This is a genomic window from Ravibacter arvi, from assembly GCF_039540405.1.
GTDB lineage: Bacteria > Bacteroidota > Bacteroidia > Cytophagales > Spirosomataceae > Ravibacter > Ravibacter arvi.
Window position 1 is genome coordinate 371911 of record NZ_BAABEY010000036.1, and the last position, 22105, is coordinate 394015.

At 51.0% G+C, this 22105-nt stretch carries 19 protein-coding genes and 1 tRNA gene; 11 read left to right on the top strand and 9 right to left on the bottom strand.

Annotated elements, in window-relative coordinates; genetic code table 11:
• Positions 1-188: 188 nt before the first annotated feature.
• A complete protein-coding gene (locus ABD852_RS21220) occupies positions 189-1733 on the top strand; it encodes a Fic family protein (protein WP_345032593.1) in 1545 nt (514 codons plus the stop codon).
• Positions 1734-1824: 91 nt separating this feature from the next.
• Here the strand turns inward: ABD852_RS21220 and ABD852_RS21225 are convergent.
• A tRNA-Met gene (locus ABD852_RS21225) sits at positions 1825-1897 on the bottom strand.
• Between the two features lie 109 nt (positions 1898-2006).
• On the opposite strand from ABD852_RS21225, the gene era reads away from it, so the two are divergent.
• The 4 genes from era (at position 2007) to ABD852_RS21245 (ending at position 6671) form a co-directional block, all read left to right on the top strand.
• Positions 2007-2918, top strand: coding sequence for a GTPase Era (era, locus tag ABD852_RS21230; protein WP_345032595.1), 912 nt, complete (start codon positions 2007-2009; stop codon positions 2916-2918).
• Positions 2919-2923: 5 nt separating this feature from the next.
• Positions 2924-4234 carry a ribosome biogenesis GTPase Der gene (gene der, locus ABD852_RS21235; RefSeq protein ID WP_345032597.1) on the top strand — a complete coding sequence of 437 codons (1311 nt, stop codon included), beginning with the start codon at positions 2924-2926 and terminating at the stop codon, positions 4232-4234.
• Between the two features lie 191 nt (positions 4235-4425).
• Positions 4426-6207 carry an ABC transporter ATP-binding protein gene (locus ABD852_RS21240; protein WP_345032598.1) on the top strand — a complete coding sequence of 594 codons (1782 nt, stop codon included), beginning with the start codon at positions 4426-4428 and terminating at the stop codon, positions 6205-6207.
• Positions 6208-6296: 89 nt separating this feature from the next.
• Entirely contained in the window at positions 6297-6671 is a 375-nt protein-coding gene (locus ABD852_RS21245) for a hypothetical protein (RefSeq protein ID WP_345032599.1), read from the top strand.
• Positions 6672-6724: 53 nt separating this feature from the next.
• Here ABD852_RS21245 and ABD852_RS21250 read toward each other — a convergent pair whose 3' ends face one another.
• On the bottom strand, positions 6725-7204 hold the full coding sequence (locus ABD852_RS21250) for an Lrp/AsnC family transcriptional regulator (protein ID WP_345032601.1): 480 nt from the start codon (positions 7202-7204) through the stop codon (positions 6725-6727).
• Between the two features lie 168 nt (positions 7205-7372).
• Here ABD852_RS21250 and metH point away from each other — a divergent pair, with 168 nt between their 5' ends.
• Entirely contained in the window at positions 7373-11149 is a 3777-nt protein-coding gene (metH, locus tag ABD852_RS21255) for a methionine synthase (RefSeq protein ID WP_345032602.1), read from the top strand.
• Positions 11150-11191: 42 nt separating this feature from the next.
• On the opposite strand, the gene ABD852_RS21260 is transcribed toward metH, so the two are convergent.
• Positions 11192-12895 carry a hypothetical protein gene (locus ABD852_RS21260; RefSeq protein ID WP_345032603.1) on the bottom strand — a complete coding sequence of 568 codons (1704 nt, stop codon included), beginning with the start codon at positions 12893-12895 and terminating at the stop codon, positions 11192-11194.
• Positions 12896-13123: 228 nt separating this feature from the next.
• Here ABD852_RS21260 and ABD852_RS21265 point away from each other — a divergent pair, with 228 nt between their 5' ends.
• The 4 genes from ABD852_RS21265 to ABD852_RS21280 are packed head-to-tail and all read left to right on the top strand — an operon-like array spanning position 13124 to position 13857.
• Positions 13124-13339, top strand: coding sequence for a hypothetical protein (locus ABD852_RS21265; protein WP_345032604.1), 216 nt, complete (start codon positions 13124-13126; stop codon positions 13337-13339).
• Between the two features lie 12 nt (positions 13340-13351).
• The gene (locus ABD852_RS21270) at positions 13352-13513 is read left to right on the top strand and encodes a hypothetical protein (RefSeq protein WP_345032605.1); all 162 of its coding nucleotides are present in this window, start codon (positions 13352-13354) and stop codon (positions 13511-13513) included.
• A gap of 25 nt (positions 13514-13538) precedes the next feature.
• Entirely contained in the window at positions 13539-13682 is a 144-nt protein-coding gene (locus ABD852_RS21275; RefSeq protein WP_345032606.1) for a hypothetical protein, read from the top strand.
• 28 nt (positions 13683-13710) lie between these two features.
• A complete protein-coding gene (locus ABD852_RS21280) occupies positions 13711-13857 on the top strand; it encodes a hypothetical protein (protein ID WP_345032607.1) in 147 nt (48 codons plus the stop codon).
• A 32-nt stretch (positions 13858-13889) separates the two neighbouring features.
• Here ABD852_RS21280 and ABD852_RS21285 read toward each other — a convergent pair whose 3' ends face one another.
• The 6 genes from ABD852_RS21285 to purH form a co-directional block, all read right to left on the bottom strand.
• Positions 13890-15116, bottom strand: a complete 1227-nt coding sequence (locus ABD852_RS21285; protein ID WP_345032610.1) for a M20/M25/M40 family metallo-hydrolase — start codon at positions 15114-15116, stop codon at positions 13890-13892.
• A 77-nt stretch (positions 15117-15193) separates the two neighbouring features.
• A complete protein-coding gene (locus tag ABD852_RS21290; protein WP_345032612.1) occupies positions 15194-15499 on the bottom strand; it encodes a MerR family transcriptional regulator in 306 nt (101 codons plus the stop codon).
• Positions 15500-15515: 16 nt separating this feature from the next.
• On the bottom strand, positions 15516-16385 hold the full coding sequence (gene epsC, locus ABD852_RS21295) for a serine O-acetyltransferase EpsC (RefSeq protein WP_345032613.1): 870 nt from the start codon (positions 16383-16385) through the stop codon (positions 15516-15518).
• Positions 16386-16465: 80 nt separating this feature from the next.
• Positions 16466-18085, bottom strand: a complete 1620-nt coding sequence (locus ABD852_RS21300) for a sodium/sugar symporter (RefSeq protein WP_345032615.1) — start codon at positions 18083-18085, stop codon at positions 16466-16468.
• A gap of 108 nt (positions 18086-18193) precedes the next feature.
• Positions 18194-19048, bottom strand: a complete 855-nt coding sequence (locus tag ABD852_RS21305; RefSeq protein WP_345032616.1) for a hypothetical protein — start codon at positions 19046-19048, stop codon at positions 18194-18196.
• Between the two features lie 109 nt (positions 19049-19157).
• Positions 19158-20684, bottom strand: coding sequence for a bifunctional phosphoribosylaminoimidazolecarboxamide formyltransferase/IMP cyclohydrolase (gene purH / locus ABD852_RS21310; RefSeq protein WP_345032617.1), 1527 nt, complete (start codon positions 20682-20684; stop codon positions 19158-19160).
• A gap of 145 nt (positions 20685-20829) precedes the next feature.
• Here purH and ABD852_RS21315 point away from each other — a divergent pair, with 145 nt between their 5' ends.
• Positions 20830-22038, top strand: coding sequence for a TCR/Tet family MFS transporter (locus ABD852_RS21315; RefSeq protein WP_345032618.1), 1209 nt, complete (start codon positions 20830-20832; stop codon positions 22036-22038).
• The last annotated feature ends 67 nt before the right edge of the window (positions 22039-22105 follow it).

Here is a 22105-nt window from a genome sequence, read left to right on the forward strand (position 1 = left end):
TGCAACGAAAACTGCGGAAGGCCGGCCTTCCATGCTTTCCGAAATAATCTGATATTTCTGGGGTAGGCTGTGCCGGTAACTGTTTTTCGCCAAAAGGGGCTGTGAATTATTAAAATCCGTAGAAAGTAATCGCTATTCATGCTATATTGCTTTTTGTAATCGAATTTCTCGGAAAGTAATCGTTTTTCATGCCCAATAAAGAAAGTAAGTTTTTTTTTGAAGCAGTAATTATTTTTCATGAAAAGCGGTTGCCCGAAGCAGCCGTACCCGTTGGTTATGCTGCCTTGATCCACGCTTATGAGCTTTCCGTTCCACTCCCCCGGGTTTTATCGGCTATCTGCACGCGGCATAGTGTTTTTGAAAAAGACGGGTGGCGCATTTTAACACCGCGCCACAAGCCGAACTTGACTTTGGAAGGACAGCTCGTTTTTGCGCTGAAATATGAGGGGGTGGATCTGGTTGTGCTAAAACGGCTGTTTGATGTCGTGCAGCCACAGGAAATTGCAGCTATGATTTCAAGCAAGCCGACAAGCTCCTACATGCGCCGCATCTGGTTTTTATACGAATGGCTCCTGGATAAGCCGCTGGATCTGCCTGATGCCAAAACAGGTTCGTATGTTGAAGTGCTGGATGAAAAGCAGCAATATGCGGGCAAAGGCAAAAATTCGACGCGACACAGGGTTAAGAACAATCTGCCGGGCACGAGGAATTTTTGTCCTTTGGTTTTTCGGACGCCGAAGATAGATGCCTATATCGCACAGGACTTAGCCGGGCGTGCACAAAAAGCGGTTGGAAATATCTCAGCCGACATACTCGCGCGAACAGCTGCATTTCTTCTGCTGAAAGATTCTAAATCCTCTTATGCGATTGAAGGAGAATCTCCCCCGCAGAACCGCATTCAACGTTGGGGCAGAGCCATCGGAGAGGCCGGAAAGCAACCTCTTGATCTACCTGAACTTTTGCGGCTACAGAAAATCGTCATCGGAAACGATAATCGTTTTATTGAAATGGGCTTGCGCCAGGGTGGCGGCTTTGTGGGAGAACATGATCGGGAGAGTCGCTTACCGCTGCCGGAACATATTAGCGCAAGGCATGAAGATTTACCGAGTCTTGTACAAGGCTTGATTGATTTTGACACCCAGTATGCAGGTAAAGTGGATGCTGTTCTGGCAGCAAGTGTTCTTGCCTTCGGGTTTGTGTATATCCATCCATTCGGAGATGGAAATGGTCGTATCCATCGCTATCTCATTCATCATGTTTTGTCCGAGCGGGGCTTTAATCCGCCAGGTGTTGTATTTCCCGTATCCGCTCCCATTCTGGAACGTTTAGACGAATACCGTCGGGTTTTGGAAAGCTATTCCAAACGACTGCTTCCTCTTATCGATTGGGAACCGGCCGAGAAGATGAACGTTCGTGTCTTGAACGATACCGGTGACTATTACCGCTATTTTGATGCAACGCCGCATGTGGAATTCTTATACTCCTGTGTTGAGCAAACAATCGAAGTCGATTTGCCGCAGGAAATTAGATTTTTGCAACGGTATGATCAGTTTAAAGCTAAGATCGAGGCGCTGATCGAAATGCCGGCTTCAACCGTTGATTTGCTATTCAATTTCTTGAAGCAAAATGAGGGGGTACTTTCCAAGCGGGCCAGGGAGAAGGAGTTCGCCGCGCTGAAAGAATCTGAGGTCGAATATATAGAGGCGACGTACTCCGAAATTTTTAGCTCTTGATTGGGGAGCTCTTACAGGTGTAACACTTCATTGTTGTACCCACCATGAAAAAAGCCAGTCACATTTTCATGTAACTGGCTGTCTTTCTTTGTAGCGGGAACAGGACTCGAACCTGTGACCTTTGGGTTATGAGCCCAACGAGCTACCAACTGCTCCATCCCGCGGTGTTGTGTAACCGGATTGCAAAGGTAGCAAAGAATTTTTAAAAAACAACTACCTTTGTCAAAGCAATTTTTTTTCAGGCATATTTTTTTAGTGGAAACCGGTAAAATTTTGGAAGCGAATCAAACAAATCAGCCGCATCGCGCAGGCTTTGTCAGTATTGTCGGGAAGCCTAACGTCGGTAAATCTACCCTGATGAATGTGTTGGTGGGCGAATCGCTTTCCATTGTCACCTCAAAAGCCCAGACTACCCGTCACCGCATCATGGGTATCCTCAACGGCGTGGAGAACGGGATTCCCTATCAGCTCGTCTATTCAGATACCCCCGGTATTCTGCATTCTACGTATAAGCTCCACGATTCCATGATGGCTTTCGTTCGCGGTTCCCTGGAAGACGCGGATGCCGTCCTTTTCGTAACCGAACCCGGTGAGAAAGCGGAAACCCACGACGCATTGCCGCTTCTTAAAAAAACTGACGCTCCTATTGTTTTAATTATCAACAAAATGGATTTGTCCGGGCAGGAAGAGGTGGAAAGTAAAATTGCTGAATGGAAGGAGGTGATTGAACCGGTGCACGTCGCCGTAGTTTCTGCCCTGCATAACTACAACACTGACGGCATCCTGGAAGTGCTCGTTAACCTGCTTCCCGAACATCCGGCCTATTTCCCGGACAATGACCTTACCGACCGTCCGGAGAGGTTTTTTGCGTCCGAGATTATCCGGGAGAAAATTTTCCTGAACTACAAACAGGAGATCCCCTACAGCAGCGAGGTGGTAATCCAGGAGTTCAAGGAAAAAGAAGATATCATCGTGATCCTCGCCGATATTCTGGTTGAGCGGAACAGCCAGAAAGGGATTATTATCGGCGAAAAAGGCTCGATGTTAAAGAAAATAGGCATCCAGGCCCGAAAAAACCTGGAAGCTTTCTTCCAGAAAAAAGTTTTCCTGGAAACACGCGTTAAAGTTGATCCCGACTGGCGGAATAATGAGCTTCGTCTGAAGCAGTTGGGATATAAAGAATAATTTACATGGCGAATATAGTTTCGATAGTGGGGCGCCCCAATGTGGGCAAGTCCACGTTATTTAACCGGCTGATAGAACAGCGGAAGGCAATTATGGACAACGAGAGCGGGGTTACCCGTGATCGTCACTATGGTTATGCCGACTGGACCGAGAAGTTTTTTACCGTTATCGATACCGGCGGGTATGTGGTGGGCTCCGAGGATGTCTTCGAAGAAGCAATCCGCGAACAGGTAGAGCTGGCCATCGAGGAATCAACGGTTGTACTTTTTATGGTAGATACCGATTCGGGTCTGACCGAGCTGGACAAAGAATTTGCCAATGTGCTCCGGCGTTACAAAAAGCCGGTTTTGATCGTGGCCAATAAAGCAGAAACCGAACAGCGCCGGCTTACCGTCGCCGAATTTTATGAGCTTGGCCTGGAATCGGAGATTTTTGCCGTATCTTCTCAAACCGGCGAGGGGACAGGCGAGCTGCTGGACGCCGTGGTGAGCTATTTCCACGAGGACGGAAAGGAAAACCCGGAAGAGGGGATCCCCAGAATTGCCATTATCGGCCGTCCCAATGTCGGCAAATCTTCTTTCCTGAACGTGCTTACAGGCACAGAAAGAAGTATCGTAACGGATATTGCCGGAACTACCCGCGATTCTATCCATACCCACTACAAGGCCTACGGAAAGGAGTTCATCCTGACGGATACAGCGGGGCTGAGGCGCAAGTCCAGGATTGCGGAAAGTATAGAGTTTTATTCTACCCTGCGCTCCCTGAAAGCAATTGAAGAGTCCGATGTCTGTGTAGTGCTGATTGATGCCGGCAGGGGACTGGAGGGCCAGGATATCAGCATCATCGGTCACGCCCAGCGTGCGAAAAAGGGGATTGTGCTGATGGTAAACAAATGGGATCTCGTAGAAAAAGATTCGAAAACAGCAGATGCCTGGGTGAAGTCGATCAAGGAGAGACTGGCGCCCCAGAATGATATCCCCATTATTTTTGCATCGGTACTTACCAAGCAAAGGATTTTCCAGGTAATGGAGAAGGCAATGGAGGTCTTCGAGAATAAAACCAAAAAGATCTCTACCTCGAAACTGAACGAGGTCATGCAGGCCGAAATAGAAAAGCACCACCCGCCGGCCTATCGTGGGAAATACATCAAAATCAAGTATATGATCCAGCTGCCTTCCGCGTCGCCGAGTTTTGTATTCTTTTGTAACCATCCCAAGTACGTGCTGGAACCCTATAAGCGCTATCTCGAAAACCGCCTCCGTGAAAACTTCGGTTTTACGGGCGTATCGGTGTCCCTCTTCTTCAGGGAAAAATAAAATGGAAGTGCCGTTCGGGGTGCTAACCGCCGGAATCTCCGGTGGTTAACACCCCGGGCTGTTTTTCCCCGGGGGTAACCGCAGCGTTTTTTTCCGGATCGTAAACTTTCGGCCGCTTTATCTTGTTTTCAAGAAATCACCGGTTCGTTCCATATCGGACAGGAAAGGTTGGTTATCCTAATATTTTTTTTGTGAAGGCACTAGCGCATCTCAATAAGTATCTGCTCAAATACAAGTGGTACCTGGTACTGGGGACTGTTTTCACGATTATTTCCAATCTCTTCGGAATTTTGCCCGCGCAGATCGTGCGGCAGTCTCTCGACCTGGTAAAGGATACGCTCGATGTCTACTTTGCCTTCCAGGGATCTTCCCTCCAAAGCGGTATCCGGGACCAGTTTTACACGACCATACCCTATTTCGGCTTCCTGATCCTGCTGATGGCGATCATGAAGGGAGTGTTCCTGTTTATGGTGCGGCAGACCATTATCGTGATGTCCCGCCACATAGAATTCGATCTGAAAAACGAAATCTATGCGAAATACCAGGAGCTGCCCATGCGCTTTTTCAAGCAGCACAATACCGGTGACCTAATGGCGCGGATTTCGGAAGACGTCGGGAAGGTCCGGATGTATGTAGGGCCCGCCCTCATGTACGGGATCAACCTGGTGGTGCTGATTGTGCTGGTTATTTCCTACATGCTTTCGGTGAGCCCGAAACTTACTTTTTATGTGCTGCTGCCCCTGCCTTTCCTGTCAGTTGCGATTTACTATGTGAACAGTGTGATTATGAAGCGCTCCGAGCAGATCCAGGCGCAATTGTCGACACTTTCTACCGATGCCCAGGAGACTTTTTCCGGGATAAGGGTGATCAAGACTTTTGTCCAGGAGTCGTTCTTCGCCGATAAGTTCCGGGCAGGCGCCGATGAGTTCAAGAAAAGATCGCTGAAGCTGGTAAAGGTAGATTCTTTGTTTTACCCGTTGGTGATGGTCCTGGTGGGCCTCAGCAACGTGCTGGTGATTTACGTGGGCGGGCAGGAAATAATAAACGGCAGGCTGACCGCCGGGAATATTGCAGAATTTATTATTTACCTCAATATGATGACCTGGCCGGTAATGGCCATCGGCTGGACCACCAGCCAGGTTCAGCGTGCCGCCGCTTCCCAACAGCGGATTAATGAGTTCCTTAATGAAAAAACCGAGATTGTTTCACGGAAAAAGCTGATGACGGAAGTCAAGGGAAAACTGTCTTTCCGTGATGTGCGCTTCGTGTACCCGGATTCGGGAATTGTGGGCCTGGACCGGTTTAACCTGGAGGTCGCGGCAGGCGAATCTGTGGCAATATTGGGAACCACCGGCTCCGGGAAAAGTACGCTGGCCAACCTCATCGTCAGGATGTACGATCCGGAAGGGGAGATCCGGGTGGATGACGTGCCGTTAAAAGATTACGAGGTATCCTATATCCGGCGCCAGATCGGTTATGTACCCCAGGAGGTCTTTTTGTTTTCTGATACTATAGAGAACAACGTAAGATTCGGCGCGGGCGAGCTGACCATGGAAGAGGTGGAACAGGCGGTGAAAGATGCTGACCTGTACGACAATATCCAGGGTTTCCCGGAGGGTTTTCAAACCCGGTTGGGTGAACGCGGAATTACCTTATCCGGCGGACAAAAACAGCGGCTTTCAATTGCACGCGCTATTGTCCGTCAGCCCAAAATACTGGTGCTCGATGATAGTCTTTCTGCGGTAGATACCCACACGGAGAATGTGATTCTGAACAACCTCAGCAGGATCATGAAAGACAAAACATCGGTGATCATTTCTCACCGCGTGTCCTCGGCCAAGCTTGCCGATAAGATCGTGGTGCTCGACGAGGGGAAAATAGTAGAGTCCGGTACGCACGAAAGCCTGATGAACAAAGGCGGTGTCTATTTTGAATTGCACGAGAAGCAGCTCAAAACCGAGGAGCTGAGCTGATAGTATCCTCCCTGCCGGGTTTATTTTTGCTGCAATTGCAACTAAATCAAAGACATGAGGGTCTTTTGAGGGAATAACCCTGATCTGAAATGAAAATCTTCTTCGCTCTGTTGCTGGTGACGTATACGTTGGCAGCGTGTAAAAAAGATGAGGCTGCTGCTGTTTCCGCGTGTGGTGTCAGAAATCCGGCCCAAAACCTGCCCTGGTTAAAGAAGCTCCTGGACGAGGAGCGTAAGAACGGGACGGAATGGGGTTTGAGGGTAACAGCGTTCCAGTACAAGGGAACAACCTATTTCAATTACAACAAGGCCCACATGTCGTGCCTGCTTTGTGTGGTGCATGACTGTAATGGCAACATACTGGGGATAAGAGAAGTGGTACCTGAAGAAGAATACCAGGACTTTATGAAGGCCGCCACAGGCCCCTCCTCCGTCGTCGTCTGGAAAGGAAAATCCGCCCCCTGAAGCTCACCCCCTCATACCTCACCCCTCACCCCTCACTCCTCATACCTCCCCCCTCACCCCTGCCGTCGCTGCAAACTAAGCGCCGTTGTCGCCTTAATTTCTCCCATTACGAACTGGCTTTGGGTGCTGCCGATGATATTCTCCAGCGAGCCTAATTTTTCCATCAGGAATTTCTGGTATTCGGGCATGTCTTCAACGACTACTTTAAGCAGAAAATCGTATTCTCCCGATATATTCAGGCATTCCAATACCTCGGTATAGCCCATCACTGCCTGTACAAAGCGCTCTCCCATCGCCCGGGAGTGCTCTTTGAGCGCCACACTGCAGATGACCATGAGCTTTTTTCCTACCTTCTCGCGGTCTACGAGCGCCACATATTTTTTGATAATCCCCTCTTTTTCCAGTTTTCTGACCCGTTCGTATACAGGCGTGTAGGAGAGGTTGACCATTTCCGAGAGCTCCCGGGTCTTTAAAGTAGCGTTTTGCTGAAGATGGTGCAGGATGGCAACGTCAGCATCATCAAGTGAAAACATTGTGCTGGTTAATTTGTTTTTGAAATAGCTATTATCTAAGGTATTAATTTATAAATGTAGCTTTTTTTTAGATAAAATAACTACATTATTCTTTATGTGCCGACTGTTGAATGAAGTTAGCTTATTTTTGTTAAAAGAGTAGAGAGCATAAGACCTGTTACTAGGACGATGAGCGCAATAAACGAAATATTAAAGGAAAGAATCATGGTGCTTGACGGCGCCATGGGGACCATGATCCAGCGTTATCATTTGGAAGATAACGATTACCGGGGAGACCGGTTCAAAGATTGGCCGCACGATGTAAAAGGCAACAACGATTTGTTGTCGCTGACGCGGCCGGACGTTATACGGGAAATTCACGCGGCCTACCTGGAGGCAGGTGCCGATATTATAGAAACCAATTCGTTCTCAGGTACCAGCATTGCGATGGCCGACTATGGCATGGAAGCGTTGGTTTACGAGCTCAATTTCGAGTCTGCCCGCATCGCCCGTGAAATAGCCGACCAGTTTACGGCGCTGACACCGGAAAAACCCCGCTTTGTTGCCGGTTCAATCGGTCCGACCAACCGGACTGCTTCGCTGTCGCCGGACGTTAATAACCCCGGCTACCGGGCCGTTACGTTTGATGATCTCGTTCAGGCCTACTATGAGCAGGTGCGGGGGCTTACCGACGGCGGCTCGGATATTCTGCTGGTCGAAACCATTTTTGATACGCTCAATGCGAAAGCTGCTCTTTATGCCATTGATTTGTTTTTTGATGATGCGAGAAACGGAAAGGTAACCGCGCTGCCGTCCTGGCGCTGGAACGGTCGTGATGCCTTGCCAATTATGGTATCGGGAACAATCACCGATGCTTCGGGCCGAACACTGTCTGGCCAGAACACGGAGGCTTTCCTGACTTCAGTATCGCATCTTCCCCTGCTCTCGATCGGGCTGAACTGTGCGCTCGGAGCAGACCAGATGCGGCCCTATATCCAGGTTTTGGCCGATAAGTCGCCTTTCGCTACTTCGGCACACCCCAATGCCGGGCTCCCCAACGAAATGGGTGAATACGACGAGTCGCCTGAGCAAATGGGCGTGGTAATTGAAGGGTTTCTGAAAGAACGTCTGCTCAATATTATCGGTGGTTGCTGCGGTACTACCCCGGATCACATTCGCGTGATCGCGGAGCTGGCAAAAAAGTACGAGGGGCGGGCTACACACCAGAGAGAACACGTTATGAAGCTTTCGGGACTGGAAGCAGTAACGATCAACGAGCTTTCCAATTTTGTAAACATTGGTGAGCGCTGCAACGTAACCGGATCCAAGAAGTTCGCCCGGCTGGTACGCGAGGGAAATTATGATGCGGCATTGGCCATCGCCCGCGAGCAGGTAGAAACCGGGGCGCAGGTGATTGACATTAACCTGGATGAAGGAATGATCGACGGCGTGGAGGCAATGCGCACTTTTGTAAACCTGATCGCTTCGGAACCGGATATATCCAGGGTGCCCCTCATGATTGATTCGTCCAAATGGGAGGTAATCGAGGCAGGACTGAAATGCGCGCAGGGGAAAGCAATTGTGAACTCCATTTCCCTGAAAGAAGGTGAAGAGAAATTCCGTCAGTCAGCCCGGGATGTATTGCGATACGGGGCCGCCGTTGTGGTAATGGCCTTTGACGAAACCGGTCAGGCCGATAATTACGAGCGGCGTATAGAAATCTGCGAACGTGCCTATCGCATCCTGGTGGACGAAGTGGGGTTCCCTGCCGAAGATATTATTTTTGACCCCAACATCCTGACGGTGGCTACCGGGATGGAGGAACATAACAATTACGCCGTCGACTTTATCCGCGCGGTGAAGTGGATCAAAGAAAACCTCCCGTTTGCCAAAGTTTCGGGCGGAGTTTCCAATGTTTCATTCAGTTTCCGTGGGAACGAGCCGATCCGGGAGGCCATACACACCGTCTTTTTGTATCATGCAATCCGCGCCGGGTTGGATATGGGTATCGTAAATGCCGGACAAATCGGTATTTATGATGAAATTCCGGAAGAAACACTTGAGCTTGTCGAAGACGTGCTTTTGAACCGGCGTTCAGATGCTACCGAGAGGCTGCTTGCCTTTGCCGATACTATCAAGAACAAGGGGAAATCGCAATCCGGCCCTGATTTGAGCTGGCGTGAATTGCCGGTGAAAGAACGTATGGCGCACGCGCTGGTTAAAGGGATTGCAGATTATATAGACGAAGATACGGAGGAATGCCGTCAGCTTTTTGCGCGGCCGCTGGAGGTTATCGAAGGTCCGTTAATGGACGGGATGAGTATCGTCGGCGACCTGTTCGGAGCGGGTAAGATGTTCCTGCCCCAGGTGGTGAAGTCGGCCAGGGTAATGAAGAAAGCCGTAGCATACCTTCAGCCATTTATCGAAGCGGAGAAAGACGAAGGTGTTTCTAGCGCCGGTAAAGTGCTGATGGCCACGGTGAAGGGTGATGTTCACGATATCGGGAAGAACATAGTGGGAGTGGTATTGGGGTGCAACAATTACGAAATTATCGACCTCGGCGTAATGGTGCCCACCGAGAAAATCCTGGCGGTGGCCAAGGAGGAGAACGTAGATATTATCGGGCTTTCGGGCCTGATTACGCCCTCCCTGGATGAAATGGTCGGTGTGGCGAAGGAAATGGAACGCAGAGGATTTACAACCCCGTTGCTTGTCGGCGGTGCTACCACGTCGCGCGTTCATACGGCGGTGAAGATAGATCCGCATTACAGTGGTCCCGTTATTCATGTGCTTGACGCGTCACGGTCAGTGCCGGTGGCCGGTAAACTGCTGCAAAGCGCCGACAGCCTTCGTGCCACTCACCAGGAGTTTAAAAGTGAATATGCAAAAGTGCGTGAGGATCATGCCCGCCGTAAGTCCGAAAAAAGCCAGTTATCGCTGGATGCAGCGCGGGCAAACCGGTTCACGACCAACTGGTCGGATTTTGAGCCGGTGAAGCCTGCTTTCCTGGGAGTTCAACGGTTCGAGGATTACGACCTGAGAGAGATCGCCGCTTATATTGACTGGACGCCGTTCTTTCAGACCTGGCAGCTGGCCGGTAAATATCCGGCTATTTTGAAGGATGAGGTGGTGGGTGTCGAAGCTACCAAGCTATTCGGGGAGGCCAAAGCGCTGCTGAACGAAATTATTGATGGGAAGCTATTGAAGGCGAGTGCCGTGATCGGCTTTTGGCCTGCCGCTTCCGATACTGATGATATTCAATTGTATGCGTTCAGCAAGAATGAGTCTGAGGCTGCCTGTGAGCGTCATGGTAGCCACCTGCATGTTTCATACGAGGCTGGCAGCGAGCCGACGGTGCTTCTTTCACACCTTCGCCAGCAGAATCAGAAAGCGCCTGGTTTGCCCAATTACTGCCTGTCCGATTTTATCAAGCCGGTGGGGATAACGCCGGAAAAACCGGACTACCTGGGCGGCTTCGCGGTTACCGCCGGGATCGGGATCGAGCACCTGCTCGAAAAGTATGAAGCGAACCACGACGACTATAACAGTATCATGGTAAAAGCATTGGCAGACCGCCTGGCCGAGGCATTCGCGGAGCTGATGCACGAGCGCGTCAGAAAGGAATTCTGGGGATACAGTGGCGGCGAGAAGTTTTCTAACGAGGAGCTGATCAGGGAAGCTTATTCCGGGATCCGGCCCGCACCGGGCTACCCGGCATGTCCTGACCATACGGAAAAAAGCAAGCTGTTTGAACTGCTCGATGCCGGTTCAATCGGGATTGAGCTCACCGATAGCTTTGCGATGTACCCGGCGAGTTCAGTCAGTGGCTGGTATTTTGCGCATCCTGAAAGCCGGTATTTCCCGGTGGGGAAAATACAGAAGGACCAGGTGGTGGATTATGCGGCCCGGAAAGGGATGACGGTAGATGACACCGAAAGATGGCTGGCGCCTCAATTGAGCTATTGAGAAAATCTTTGCGGAACCCGGCATCGGGTTCCGCAAAGATTTTTATACCAGTTTTAACGTATGTTGAAAAGGGGTAAAGCCCGTCAGGAACACAGACGGTGCGCCGCTATGCGGCAGTGCCCCCCGAAGCGCCGTATTGAGGTGGCGGGCAATGCCCGGGCCGAACGTTAAAGTGCTTCCGTTTCGGGTAAAGGTACCGGTACCTTCTTTAAGCAGCCAGCTATTGGCTGCACCGGGCACAGCTTCGACACCTTTCAATTCGCCGCCTTCCCTGAATATAAGTTCAAGCGCCACCGGCACTCTGTCGGTACCCGTTGCTGAAATTTCAATTTCAATGCCGCTGTCGTTTTTCCGGATGGTGACGGTAGTATCCAGCTTTTGGATTTCGCTTTGCGGACGCTCTGATTTGGGCATTTTCTCCCAGTCACCGTCGCCGGGCAGCCGGTTCGGTGGCAACGGCTGAAAATAGGGCCCTTCGAGGTGCTGCGTGAGTTTCCAGCTTCCCCCGGTTTCGTTGATTTTTTCGCTGGTAAATTGGCCTTTCCCGAAAAAGGAAGAGGCGAATCTTATCCCCTGGATCACGGCATTGTCTTTCATAAAGGTAAGCCAGGCCGGATTTTTTGCTATAATGCTGGCATCCCAGTTGTCTTCCCTGATCCTGACGAGACCTGAATGCGGAAAGGCTTTTACATATTTGGTTGGAACAGCGTTCCCGTTCGGCAACTCTTTCCAGAGTGACGGGTCTGTGAGGAAGTAGTCAAGGTGCGTTACGATCTTGTTGCCGGCCGTCTTTTCGATGAACCGGCACATGCCGGCGAAGTCCTGGTTACCGTCTTTTAAAGCCAGGTACCGATAGGGGTAGTAATAGTTTTCCAGGTTCCCGACAATCGCTTTGTCCTGTCGGCCTGAGGCATCCGTCACAATTTCTGCGTTGGGGTGAACGTAGTACCGGGTCATGGCCAGGTTCTTCCGCACGTAGTCCAGAATATAGGGCTTTTTCGCATAATCCGCCACCGAAATCAGCACCCGGTCGGTGAGCGAAGAATAAATGTAGGTGCTCCTTTCGTTGAACTGGCCGTCCGGATCCAGGTCGATGCCTTCTGACAGCCATTGCTCAATCCGGTTGAGGTATTTCGTCTCGGGCCAGATGGAATAAAGGCTCGCTAAGGCGCCCGAAACTACCCACCGGTGGTTCGGTGTGTGAATGCCGCCCACAGAAAGGCCGTCTCCCGCTTTTAAGAGAAAGGTCTTCAGTTTGGCTTCAACGGGCGCCACCGATTTCATCCCGGACTGCTGGAGCAGCCGGTAGGTATGGGTGAGCCGTTTCACCAGGAAGGCTACGTCGGGGGTAGAGTGAAAGTTGGTTGAAAGCAGGTCGATGGTGCCGTCCTGATGTTGCAGTTTCAGCAGGTAAGCCATAGCGTCGTCCATCAACGGCGGAAGCTCTTCGGACCGGTAGAATTTTGAGTTGGGCAGTGACAGGGCATTGGCGCAAACCCGTACAAATCCCGACGTACTGTGTGCATTGAACATTTGCTGGTGATCGGTCAGACCTCCAAAATCGGGTCCCGGACGGCGCTCCTGGTATTTCGCCAGCTGCTCAACGGAGAGGTCATTCACCGGCGCTAGATCGAGAAGCCATTGGGGAAGTGTTTCTTTGGTGGGAGGGGCATTTTCCGGGAATCGGTTAACCAGGGGTAAAAGGGCAATGGTGCTTGCTTTTTGCAGGAATATACGTCGTCTCATTCGGGTTGGATAAAGAATTAAAATGAAGCGCCCGGGGGGCACCGTATTTCAAAAATAACAATATGTTGAGATAAATTGATGTTTTTGAGTGGGAAAGGCGGGTGGGATATACACAGGGAGCCACGAATTCACGAATCGTTTTATGTTTTTTGATCTGGAATTCGTAACCCCCCGCGCTCCAGTCATCCCGAGAAAGAAGTTTTTTTGCGAAAACACCTTGTAGCGTAGATGACAAATAGATGTTGTCAATGGAAGTCAATGGTAGCCGGAGGCTATCACCCGGACGGTCATCCTGAAGCGGAGCGCAGCGGAGTCGAAGGATCTCCTGTTGCAAGAAAAGAGCCCTCTGAAAGGGATTGGGTACTGGGAGCGGGAGATCCCTCCACTGCGGTCGGGATGACCCTCCGGTTGGAGCGGCGCCAAACCTGTTGTTGTCAATGGTAGGGCCTCTGCCGGATGGTCATCCTGAAGCGGAGCGCAGCGGAGTCGAAGGATCTCCTGTTGCAAGAAAAAAAGTCCTCTAAAAGGGATTGGGTACGGGGAGCGGGAGATCCCTCCGCTGCGGTCGGGATGACCGTCCGGTTGGAGCGGCGCCAAACCTGTTGTTGTCAATGGTAGCGCCTCTGCCGGATGGTCATCCTGAATGGAACGCAGTGGAACTGAAGGATCTCCTGTTGCAAGAAAAAAGTTCTCTGAAAGGGATTGGGTGCAGGGACCGGGAGATCCCTCCGCTGCGGTCGGGATGACCCGGAGGTTGGAGTGGCTCCAAACCTGTTGTTGTCGATGATAGCGCATCTGCCGGATGGTCATCCTGAATGGAACGCAGTGGAACTGATGGATCTCCTGTTGCTATAAAAAAGTCCTCTGAAAGGGATTGGGTGCAGGGACCGGGAGATCCCTCCGCTGCGGTCGGGATGACCCTCCGGTTGGAGGGGCGCCAAACCTTTTGTTGTCAATGGTAGCGCAACGCAGTGTAGCCGAAGGATTTCCTTTTTCAGAAAGTCAGCCTGGTCTTCCTGATTTCCTGTCCACGGACAAATTCTACCTCCACTGTCTGACCTTTTTCATGTTTCCCGAGCACATCCATGTACTCGTAAATGTCTTTAATTGCAGTCTTTCCGATCCTGGTAATAACATCGCCGGATTTGATGCCCGCCAGTTCAGCAGGCCTTCCCGCCGAGACACCGTCAATCCTGACGCCATTCCCGGTAAAGTTGTAGTCGGGCATTACGCCAAGCGTTACTTTGAAGCTCGTCCTGGACGCCTGTGCATGCGGGTTGGCGGCTTCCAGGTAGTCGGGGATACCCGTCTCCGAGTCGAGTTTTGCTATGAGCCCGGTGATGATTGCAAGAACTTTGGCCGTTCCTTCCGCATTGATTTTGTCAGCGTCGTCTACCGGCTTATGATAGTCGCTGTGGGCGCCGGTGAAGAAGAATAAAACCGGCTTCTTTTTAGAGTAGAACGACGTATGGTCGGAGGGGCCAATGCCCGACGAATCGGGCTTATAGACGATGCCCTGTTGACGGGCGATGCCGGGGATCAGTTTTCCCCACCAGGACGACGTCCCCCAGCCGCCTATGGTGAGGCCTTTGCCGGCGTTATAGCGCCCGATCATGTCCATGTTGATCATAAAGGCGATGTCGTCGAAAGGTATCGTCGGATTTTCAACGAAGTATTTAGACCCTATCAGGCCCAGCTCCTCGGCAGAGAAGGCGATAAATAGGAAATTGAAGCGTTCTCTGATGTTATTGGAAGCCAGGAAATGCGCCAGTTCGATCATACCGGCAGTGCCCGAGGCGTTGTCGTCGGCGCCGTTGTGTATGTAGCCGGCCGATTCGGGGGCCAGCGACCCGCTTTGAAGCCCGGTCCCGAGGTGGTCGTAATGGGCGCCGATAACAATTGTTGCGGCCGCTCCGTTATCGAGAAGCCCAACCACGTTCCGGGCGGTTTGCTGGTGGGTGAACCCGTCTATTTTGAAGGAAAGTGTGAAGGGCTGAAAGTACGTGTCGTTATGACCGCGGGGCATGAGGCCGGCCTTCTGAAACTGGCGGGCGATGTAGTTGGCCGCCTTTATCTCCCCGGTGGTAGCGGTTCCCCGCCCTTCAAGCGAGTCCGAAGCAAGAACGTTGATATGCGTTTGCAGGGAAGAAGGCGTGATTACCTGGCTGTAGGATGTGGTCAGGCTCCACAGCAGAAAGAGAAAAACAGCAGTGTGTTTCATGGAACAGGCGATGGTAAATGATGGCGCAAATATTGGAAAAAAGCGCCTAATTTACAATCATTTTAAATAGGCTACTCCTAATTCAGGTTACTGCGAAGTTCCTCCAGGAAGTTGCGGAGGTGCTGGAGGTTAAAGATTATGTTTTCAGCGGTCTCCCGGTGGTTAAGTTGCTCGCGGGTACCCTTGATGGTACGACCCTGTACTTCCTTTTGGTATTGAATTTTTTTAATAATCTCGATATCGGCTTCGGTATACCGCCTGCGATTCCGCGCATCTCTTTTCGGCTTCAGGTGCGGAAACTCCTTTTCCCAATACCGCAATGTATACGGTTCCAGGTGGAGCATTTCGGCTATCTCGTTGATATCGTAGTATAATTTTTTCATGAAAACGCCCGGATCGTCAGGCGGGCTGATGCGTACGGATTTCAGTGGCGCTACGCTGGTATACCTGTGAGTAAGGCGGTATACTGTGCGTAACCCATGCATTTCCCCCGACGATGGTGTCGTGACCGATTACGGTGTCACCGCCCAGGATAATAGCATTGGCGTAAATCACGACATTGTCCTGGATGGTCGGGTGCCGTTTGGTGGCTGCCATGGTCTTGGATACATGTGTGGCGCCTAGTGTTACGCCCTGGTATATTTTAACATGATTGCCTATTTCAGCCGTTTCTCCAATGACAATCCCGGTACCGTGGTCGATAAAAAAGCTGCGCCCGATGACAGCGTGCGGGTGGATATCGATGCCGGTCTGGCTATGTGCATATTCGGTAAACATACGCGGCAGGAAAGGTACTTTCAAGCCGGCCAGGGCATGTGCAATGCGGTAGGTGGCAATGGCCATAAATCCCGGATAGATGCCAACCACTTCTTCAATTCCCTGCGAGGCGGGATCGTTGTCGGTAATGGATTGGGCATCTTCAAGGAGCTTTTCGTAGATATCCGGCAGACACGCGTTAAAATTGCTGACCGTTTGTTCGATTGTGCCATCCAAAAGGGGGGAAATCGGCCTGATCAGGCATTCCAGCTTGTACGAAAGTTTCTCAAAAGTATCGTGAAGCTCTTTCCGGTTAGAAGCAAAACGACATTCACAGTCGGAGCTGCTCGGGAACAGGTAATCAATGAGCGATTGAACATATTGCCCGCTGTCCTTTCTCGAGGGTAAACTGTACCTGAACCGGCTGTTTCCCTTGTTAAGTTGCTCAAAAAATGCTGCTTTTGCTTCCGGTGTCATGTTCCAAATGGCTATTATGTCGGTGCTTTCCGTCATAACAAAACAAATTTAGTTTGTATTCACTAAATACGCACGAATTGAGAGCAGAAACCGTAAGTGTCGCGCCGGACAAGAGATTACCAGAAATACCAGTACAGAAAAGCAATCACGGACAACACGGCTGCGGCCCCGATGGTAAAAGTGCGATGGGTTTTGAACCCGTTGAGGTCTACCTCGAGTCCTTTTCTTTCGTCCGGCATCAGGTAGCCGAGGACTACCATTCCGGCCACGCAGATCAGGAAAACCCAGCCCATACGGTCAAGGAACGGTACGGTCGTCCAGTCGGCGAAGGGGAAAAGGTTGAGGTGCATCAGCAATGCTACCAGGAAGCCGCCTACAATGGCGAAAAGCGCTCCGGCGGAATTGGTTCGTTTCCAGAAGAAACCCAGTATAAACGAAGCAAATATCCCGGGGGAAAGCAGCCCGGTCATTTCCTGGATAAATTGAAAGCCTCCTTTTTTCTCTATTCCCATGTAGGGAGAAACGACAATGGCGATCAGCATCGATGCCACCACCACCCAGCGGCCGATATTGACCAACTGTTTTTCAGTGGCATTCGGCCCGATATAGTTTTTGAAGATGTCGAGGGTGAATATGGTCGAAATGCTATTGGCTTTCCCCGCCAGCGATGCCACCACTGCGGCGGTCAGTGCTGCAAACGAAAGCCCTTTCAGGCCGGCCGGGAGCAGGCTCAGCAGCACGGGATAGGCCTTGTCCGGGTTCAACACGCCGTCTGCGCCGAGCATTTCTTCCCGGTAGAGCCCTTTGCTGTAAAGCGCGAAAGCAGCAATGCCTGGTAAAGTCACGATAATCGGCATCAAAAGTTTGAGGAAAGCCGCAAACAAAATGCCGTTGCGGGCCGTTTTGAGGTCGGCGCCGAGGGCACGTTGTGTGATGTACTGGTTGCAGCCCCAGTAATTCAGGTTGACGATCCACATCCCCCCGAGGAGAACGGTCAGGCCCGGAAGCGACATGTAATGAGGATCTCCTTTTTTGAAAATCATATGGAAGTGGTCGTCGTGGTGCTCACGCATGAGCTGGAACCCGTTGACGAGCCCTTTTACTCCGAAGACGTCTGATACGAGGTTTACGGCGAGGTAGGTCGTGGCGAGGCCGCCGATCACCAGGAAAAACACCTGGATCACGTCGGTGTACCCGATTACTTTCATTCCGCCGAGGGTAATGACAATGGCAAACACCGCAAGCCCCATCATACAGGTCGTGAAATCAAGCCCTGAAATACCCGATATGGCTAAGGCGCCGAGATAAAGTATGGAAGTAAGGTTGACGAGGATATAGAGCGCGAGCCAGAAAATGGCCATCGTCAGGCTCACTGCTTTGTTGTACCGCTGATTCAAAAACTGCGGCATGGTATAAATCTTGTTCTTCAGGTAGATAGGCATGAAGAATACAGCTACCACAATCAGAGTTGCCGCCGCCATCCATTCGTAGGTAGAAATGGCGAGGCCCATGGAAAACCCGTTACCGGACATACCGATAAATTGCTCTGCAGAAATATTCGACGCAATCAGTGAGGCGCCGATCGCCCACCACGTAAGCGATCCCTCCGCGAGGAAGAAATCTTTGGTAGAGGTCTCTTTTGCATTTTTGCGCTGGAAAATCCAATAACCGTAGCCGGCTACAATCACGAAATAGAAAAGGAATATTATGTAGTCAAGCGTAGCAAGTTGATTCATGAATCGGTATTGTTGGTAGAAAGCTTCGGGATGTTACTGTGGCAGCGTGCCAAAAATAAACAACCGGCCTGAAAACATAGCAAGGTTTTTTTGGAATTTAAAAAGAAGTCATTCGGAAGGTTGAGCCTGGTCCAGGCGCCTCACCGGGTTGCCGGGGTGCGGGGTGATTTTGCGATGCAGGTTTTCAATCTCGTAGTACACCTCGAAGCGGTCTCCCCTTTGAATGGCTTCCGTCCACTGGATAAGGCCTTTCTGCCCTACCAGCAATAACCAGTGTGATACTTCGGTTGCGGCGGTGAGGTAGGCAAGCGTTACGTGGCGCGCGTCGCCGCCGAAGAAGCCGTTTAGCGTCGAGATTTCAGCGAGCCTTAATTTTTTTGCCGGCGGGACGGTACGCAGCCGCCATTCCTTCAGGTAGCGTTCATAGCGTGCGGCGCTGTTCGGGGTATTGACGAAGCGGTAGTCAAGCATCATGGCCAGTCCTTCATTGAACCATTGCGGGATTGCGAAAGTGGTTTTACGCCATCCCAGCCGTGAGAAAACCTCGTTATGGCACATTTCATGGCTGATCACATCGGGATTAATGCCGTAAAGATTGAGCACGATGAAAGAGTTGCCGTAAAAGGTCCCCAGGCTGCAGCCGGCCCCTTCTTTGTTCGGGCAGTACCGTCCGTATTCCGCAGGAGTGGCGCATACAATTACGGTAGCCCTTCCCTTTTTCTCCCCCCAGAAGGCATTCACACGGTTTTCCGCGGTCTCCAGCATCCGCAGGATTTTCGCGTGTTCTTTCCGGGCAATGCCCGGACTGATAAAGATGTTTTCCGCCGGCTCCGAGAATTGGCCGAACTGTACGGTTTCGCAGAAAAAGAGATGCCGGTAGGGTAGGCAGAATACTACTGCCGTTGCTATGGCGAGCAACAGAAAAACCGTTTTGAGTGGTAAAGTATTTGGTTTTCCGCGCACTTGAAGGAATGTTTTGGGTTTGGTACCGGAGTATTCGCCCTTTGAAAAAAAGCCCTGCATTACGGGAAGGCAGGGCTTTTTTCGAGCGTTATTTCGGTAATCTTCCCGGTCAGTGTTTGAAATGCCGTATGCCCGTGGTCACCATCGCGACCCCATTGGCATTGCAGTAGTCAACAGAATCCTTGTCGCGGATCGAACCGCCAGGCTGAACTACGGCGGAAATCCCTGCCAGGTGTGCTATTTCCACGCAGTCAGGGAAAGGGAAAAACGCGTCGGAAGCCATTACCGCGCCTTTAAGGTCGAAACCGAAGGCGCCGGCCTTTTCAATGGCTTGTCTGAGCGCATCCACCCGCGAAGTCTGACCGGTACCGCTTGCCAGCAGCTGGTTTTCGTTGGCAAGCACAATGGTATTGGATTTCGTATGTTTACATACCTTCAACGCAAACTCAAGCGCTTTCAGTTCTGCTTCTGAGGGCGCTTTTTCCGTCACTACCGTCATTTGAGCCGCATTTTCGGTAAGTGCATCTTTATCCTGTACCAGCACTCCGTTCAGCACGGTCTTGAACATTTCGTGCGAAACTTTGGTCGGTTTCCGCTGCAGGATAATCCGGTTTTTCTTGGAACGGAGCAGCTCCAGGGCGTCGGCATCGTAACCGGGAGCGATCAGGATTTCCATAAAAAGCTGGTTAAGCTCCTGTGCCGTTTCAAGGTCGATAATAGAATTGGATACCACAACACCCCCGAAAGCGGAAACCGGGTCGCATGAAAGCGCGTTGAGATAGGCTTCCTTCGCTGTCGCAGCAACCGCGACACCGCAGGCATTGGTGTGCTTGATAATCGCAAAGGCAGGTTGTTCGCCCGCAAATTCATCGATCAGGCTCAGGCAGGCGTCAACGTCTACCAGGTTGTTATAGGAAAGCTCCTTTCCGTTCAATTTGTCGAAAAGAGCATCCAGGTCGCCAAAAAAGGTTGCATTCTGGTGCGGGTTCTCGCCATACCGAAGCACATGCGCCTGGAGGTTCTCAAAATCGCGCACGGAAATAGAAGCATCTCCGAGGAACCAGTTATTGATGGCTGTGTCGTAGTGGGAAGTCGTCGCGAAAGCCTCCTGGGCGAACTGGCGGCGGTCATCAAGTTTTGTTGCCGCGTTGTCCTCTGTCAGCAGCGCCAATACCCGTGCATACTGCTCACGCGATGAAACGATCAGCGTATCTTTAAAATTCTTGGCGGCCGCACGGATCAGCGAAATCCCGCCGATGTCGATTTTTTCAATGATTTCCTGCTCAGAAGCGCCCGAGGCGACAGTTTCCTCGAAAGGGTACAGGTCTACGATGACGAGGTCAAGCGCGGGAATATTAAATTCGGCAGCCTGCTCTACGTCACCCGGATAATCCCGGCGGTACAAAATTCCTCCGAAAACGGCAGGATGAAGCGTTTTGACCCTGCCACCGAAAATAGACGGGTACCCGGTGAGGGTCTCTACCGCGGTGACCGGGATGCCCAGGTCTTCTATAAATGTCTGGGTACCTCCCGTAGAATAGAGGCTCACCCCATTTTTATGAAGTAGCTCTACAATCGGGGCAAGACCGTCTTTGTAGAAAACCGAAACCAGGGCTGATTTTATCTTTTTAGCCATTTCCAATAGAAAGAAGTAAAACTGGGATAAATTTTAAGACGGCAAAGGTAATAGTTTCGGCGCAATTTTCATTGGCGAAATGTGGGTCAATTCCTTTGTATTTATCTAAGTTTGCAGCACTTAACTCGAAGGATTGAAATACACTATGTCAACCAAACGGAATGCAGCGCTCGGATTTATCTTTGTTACGTTGCTGATTGATGTAATCGGATTGGGAATTATTATACCGGTTATGCCTAAGCTGATCACGGAACTTACCGGCGACTCGCTGGGAGAAGCTGCGCGCGACGGCGGCTGGCTGATGTTTGTCTATGCTTTCTTCCAATTTATTTTTGCGCCCGTGATCGGCGGCTTGAGCGACCAGTTTGGTCGGCGGCCCGTCCTGTTGGCATCGCTTTTCGGTTTTACCATCGATTACCTTTTCCTGGCATTTGCCCCCTCGCTTTTCTGGCTGTACCTGGGGCGCATTATTGCAGGTATACTCGGCGCGAGTTTTACCACGGCGGCGGCTTACATCGCCGACATCAGTACCCCGGAGAAAAGGAGCCAGAATTTCGGGCTGATCGGTGCGGCCTTTGGGGGAGGATTTATTATTGGGCCTGTAATAGGAGGTCTGCTGGGCCAGTACGGTTCCAGGATGCCGTTTTTTGTAGCCGCCGGACTATCTTTTCTCAATTTCCTCTATGGGTATTTCATTTTGCCTGAATCGTTGAAAATCGAAAACCGGCGAAAATTTTCCTTTAAACGTGCCAACCCCGTGGGAGCGTTGATGCACCTTAAGCGTTACCCGGTTATTTCAGGCCTGGTCCTCTCACTGATATTGCTGTACCTGGCCGGTTATGCCGTCCAGGGAAGCTGGTCTTATTTTGTAATGGAAAAGTTTGGGTGGAAAGAAAAGGAAATCGGGATTTCACTCGGGGTTTTCGGGGTCCTGTCTATGATCGTGCAGGGCGGGCTTATCCGTATTATTATTCCCAGGCTCGGGAATGAGCGAAGTATATACGTTGGGTTAGGGCTGTATTGTATAGGGTTTACATTGTTTGCCTTTGCCCGTGAAAGCTGGCAATTGTACCTTTTTATGGTGCCTTATATTATGGGAAGCATAGCGGGGCCCGCCATACAGGGTGTAATTTCCACACAGGTAAAAGTAAACGAGCAGGGCGAGCTGCAGGGCGCGCTTACCAGTCTGGCAAGCGCTACTTCCATCCTGGGACCGCCGCTTATGACGGGGGTGTTTTCCTATTTTACAACATCGCCCTCGGAGGTGTACTTTCCCGGTGCGCCGATGCTGCTTGCCGCATTTTTCGCACTTTTAGGAGCAGTGCTTGCCCGCAGGAACCTGGGCGGGAAGTAGGGAACGACTGTTGAACTATATCAGTTTAGTAGATTATTTCGTTATCTTCAGCTAACCAAATTATTAT

Bases quoted from the DNA above. Each gene is read 5' to 3' on its own strand.
- ABD852_RS21220 (WP_345032593.1), top strand. From the start codon at position 189: ATGCCCAATAAAGAAAGTAAGTTTTTTTTTGAAGCAGTAATTATTTTT.
- der (WP_345032597.1), top strand. From the start codon at position 2,924: ATGGCGAATATAGTTTCGATAGTGGGGCGCCCCAATGTGGGCAAGTCC.
- ABD852_RS21245 (WP_345032599.1), top strand. From the start codon at position 6,297: ATGAAAATCTTCTTCGCTCTGTTGCTGGTGACGTATACGTTGGCAGCG.
- ABD852_RS21250 (WP_345032601.1), bottom strand. From the start codon at position 7,204: ATGTTTTCACTTGATGATGCTGACGTTGCCATCCTGCACCATCTTCAG.
- metH (WP_345032602.1), top strand. From the start codon at position 7,373: ATGAGCGCAATAAACGAAATATTAAAGGAAAGAATCATGGTGCTTGAC.
- ABD852_RS21260 (WP_345032603.1), bottom strand. From the start codon at position 12,895: ATGAGACGACGTATATTCCTGCAAAAAGCAAGCACCATTGCCCTTTTA.
- ABD852_RS21265 (WP_345032604.1), top strand. From the start codon at position 13,124: ATGACAAATAGATGTTGTCAATGGAAGTCAATGGTAGCCGGAGGCTAT.
- ABD852_RS21270 (WP_345032605.1), top strand. From the start codon at position 13,352: ATGGTCATCCTGAAGCGGAGCGCAGCGGAGTCGAAGGATCTCCTGTTG.
- ABD852_RS21275 (WP_345032606.1), top strand. From the start codon at position 13,539: ATGGAACGCAGTGGAACTGAAGGATCTCCTGTTGCAAGAAAAAAGTTC.
- ABD852_RS21280 (WP_345032607.1), top strand. From the start codon at position 13,711: ATGGAACGCAGTGGAACTGATGGATCTCCTGTTGCTATAAAAAAGTCC.
- ABD852_RS21285 (WP_345032610.1), bottom strand. From the start codon at position 15,116: ATGAAACACACTGCTGTTTTTCTCTTTCTGCTGTGGAGCCTGACCACA.
- ABD852_RS21290 (WP_345032612.1), bottom strand. From the start codon at position 15,499: ATGAAAAAATTATACTACGATATCAACGAGATAGCCGAAATGCTCCAC.
- epsC (WP_345032613.1), bottom strand. From the start codon at position 16,385: ATGACGGAAAGCACCGACATAATAGCCATTTGGAACATGACACCGGAA.
- ABD852_RS21300 (WP_345032615.1), bottom strand. From the start codon at position 18,085: ATGAATCAACTTGCTACGCTTGACTACATAATATTCCTTTTCTATTTC.
- purH (WP_345032617.1), bottom strand. From the start codon at position 20,684: ATGGCTAAAAAGATAAAATCAGCCCTGGTTTCGGTTTTCTACAAAGAC.
- ABD852_RS21315 (WP_345032618.1), top strand. From the start codon at position 20,830: ATGTCAACCAAACGGAATGCAGCGCTCGGATTTATCTTTGTTACGTTG.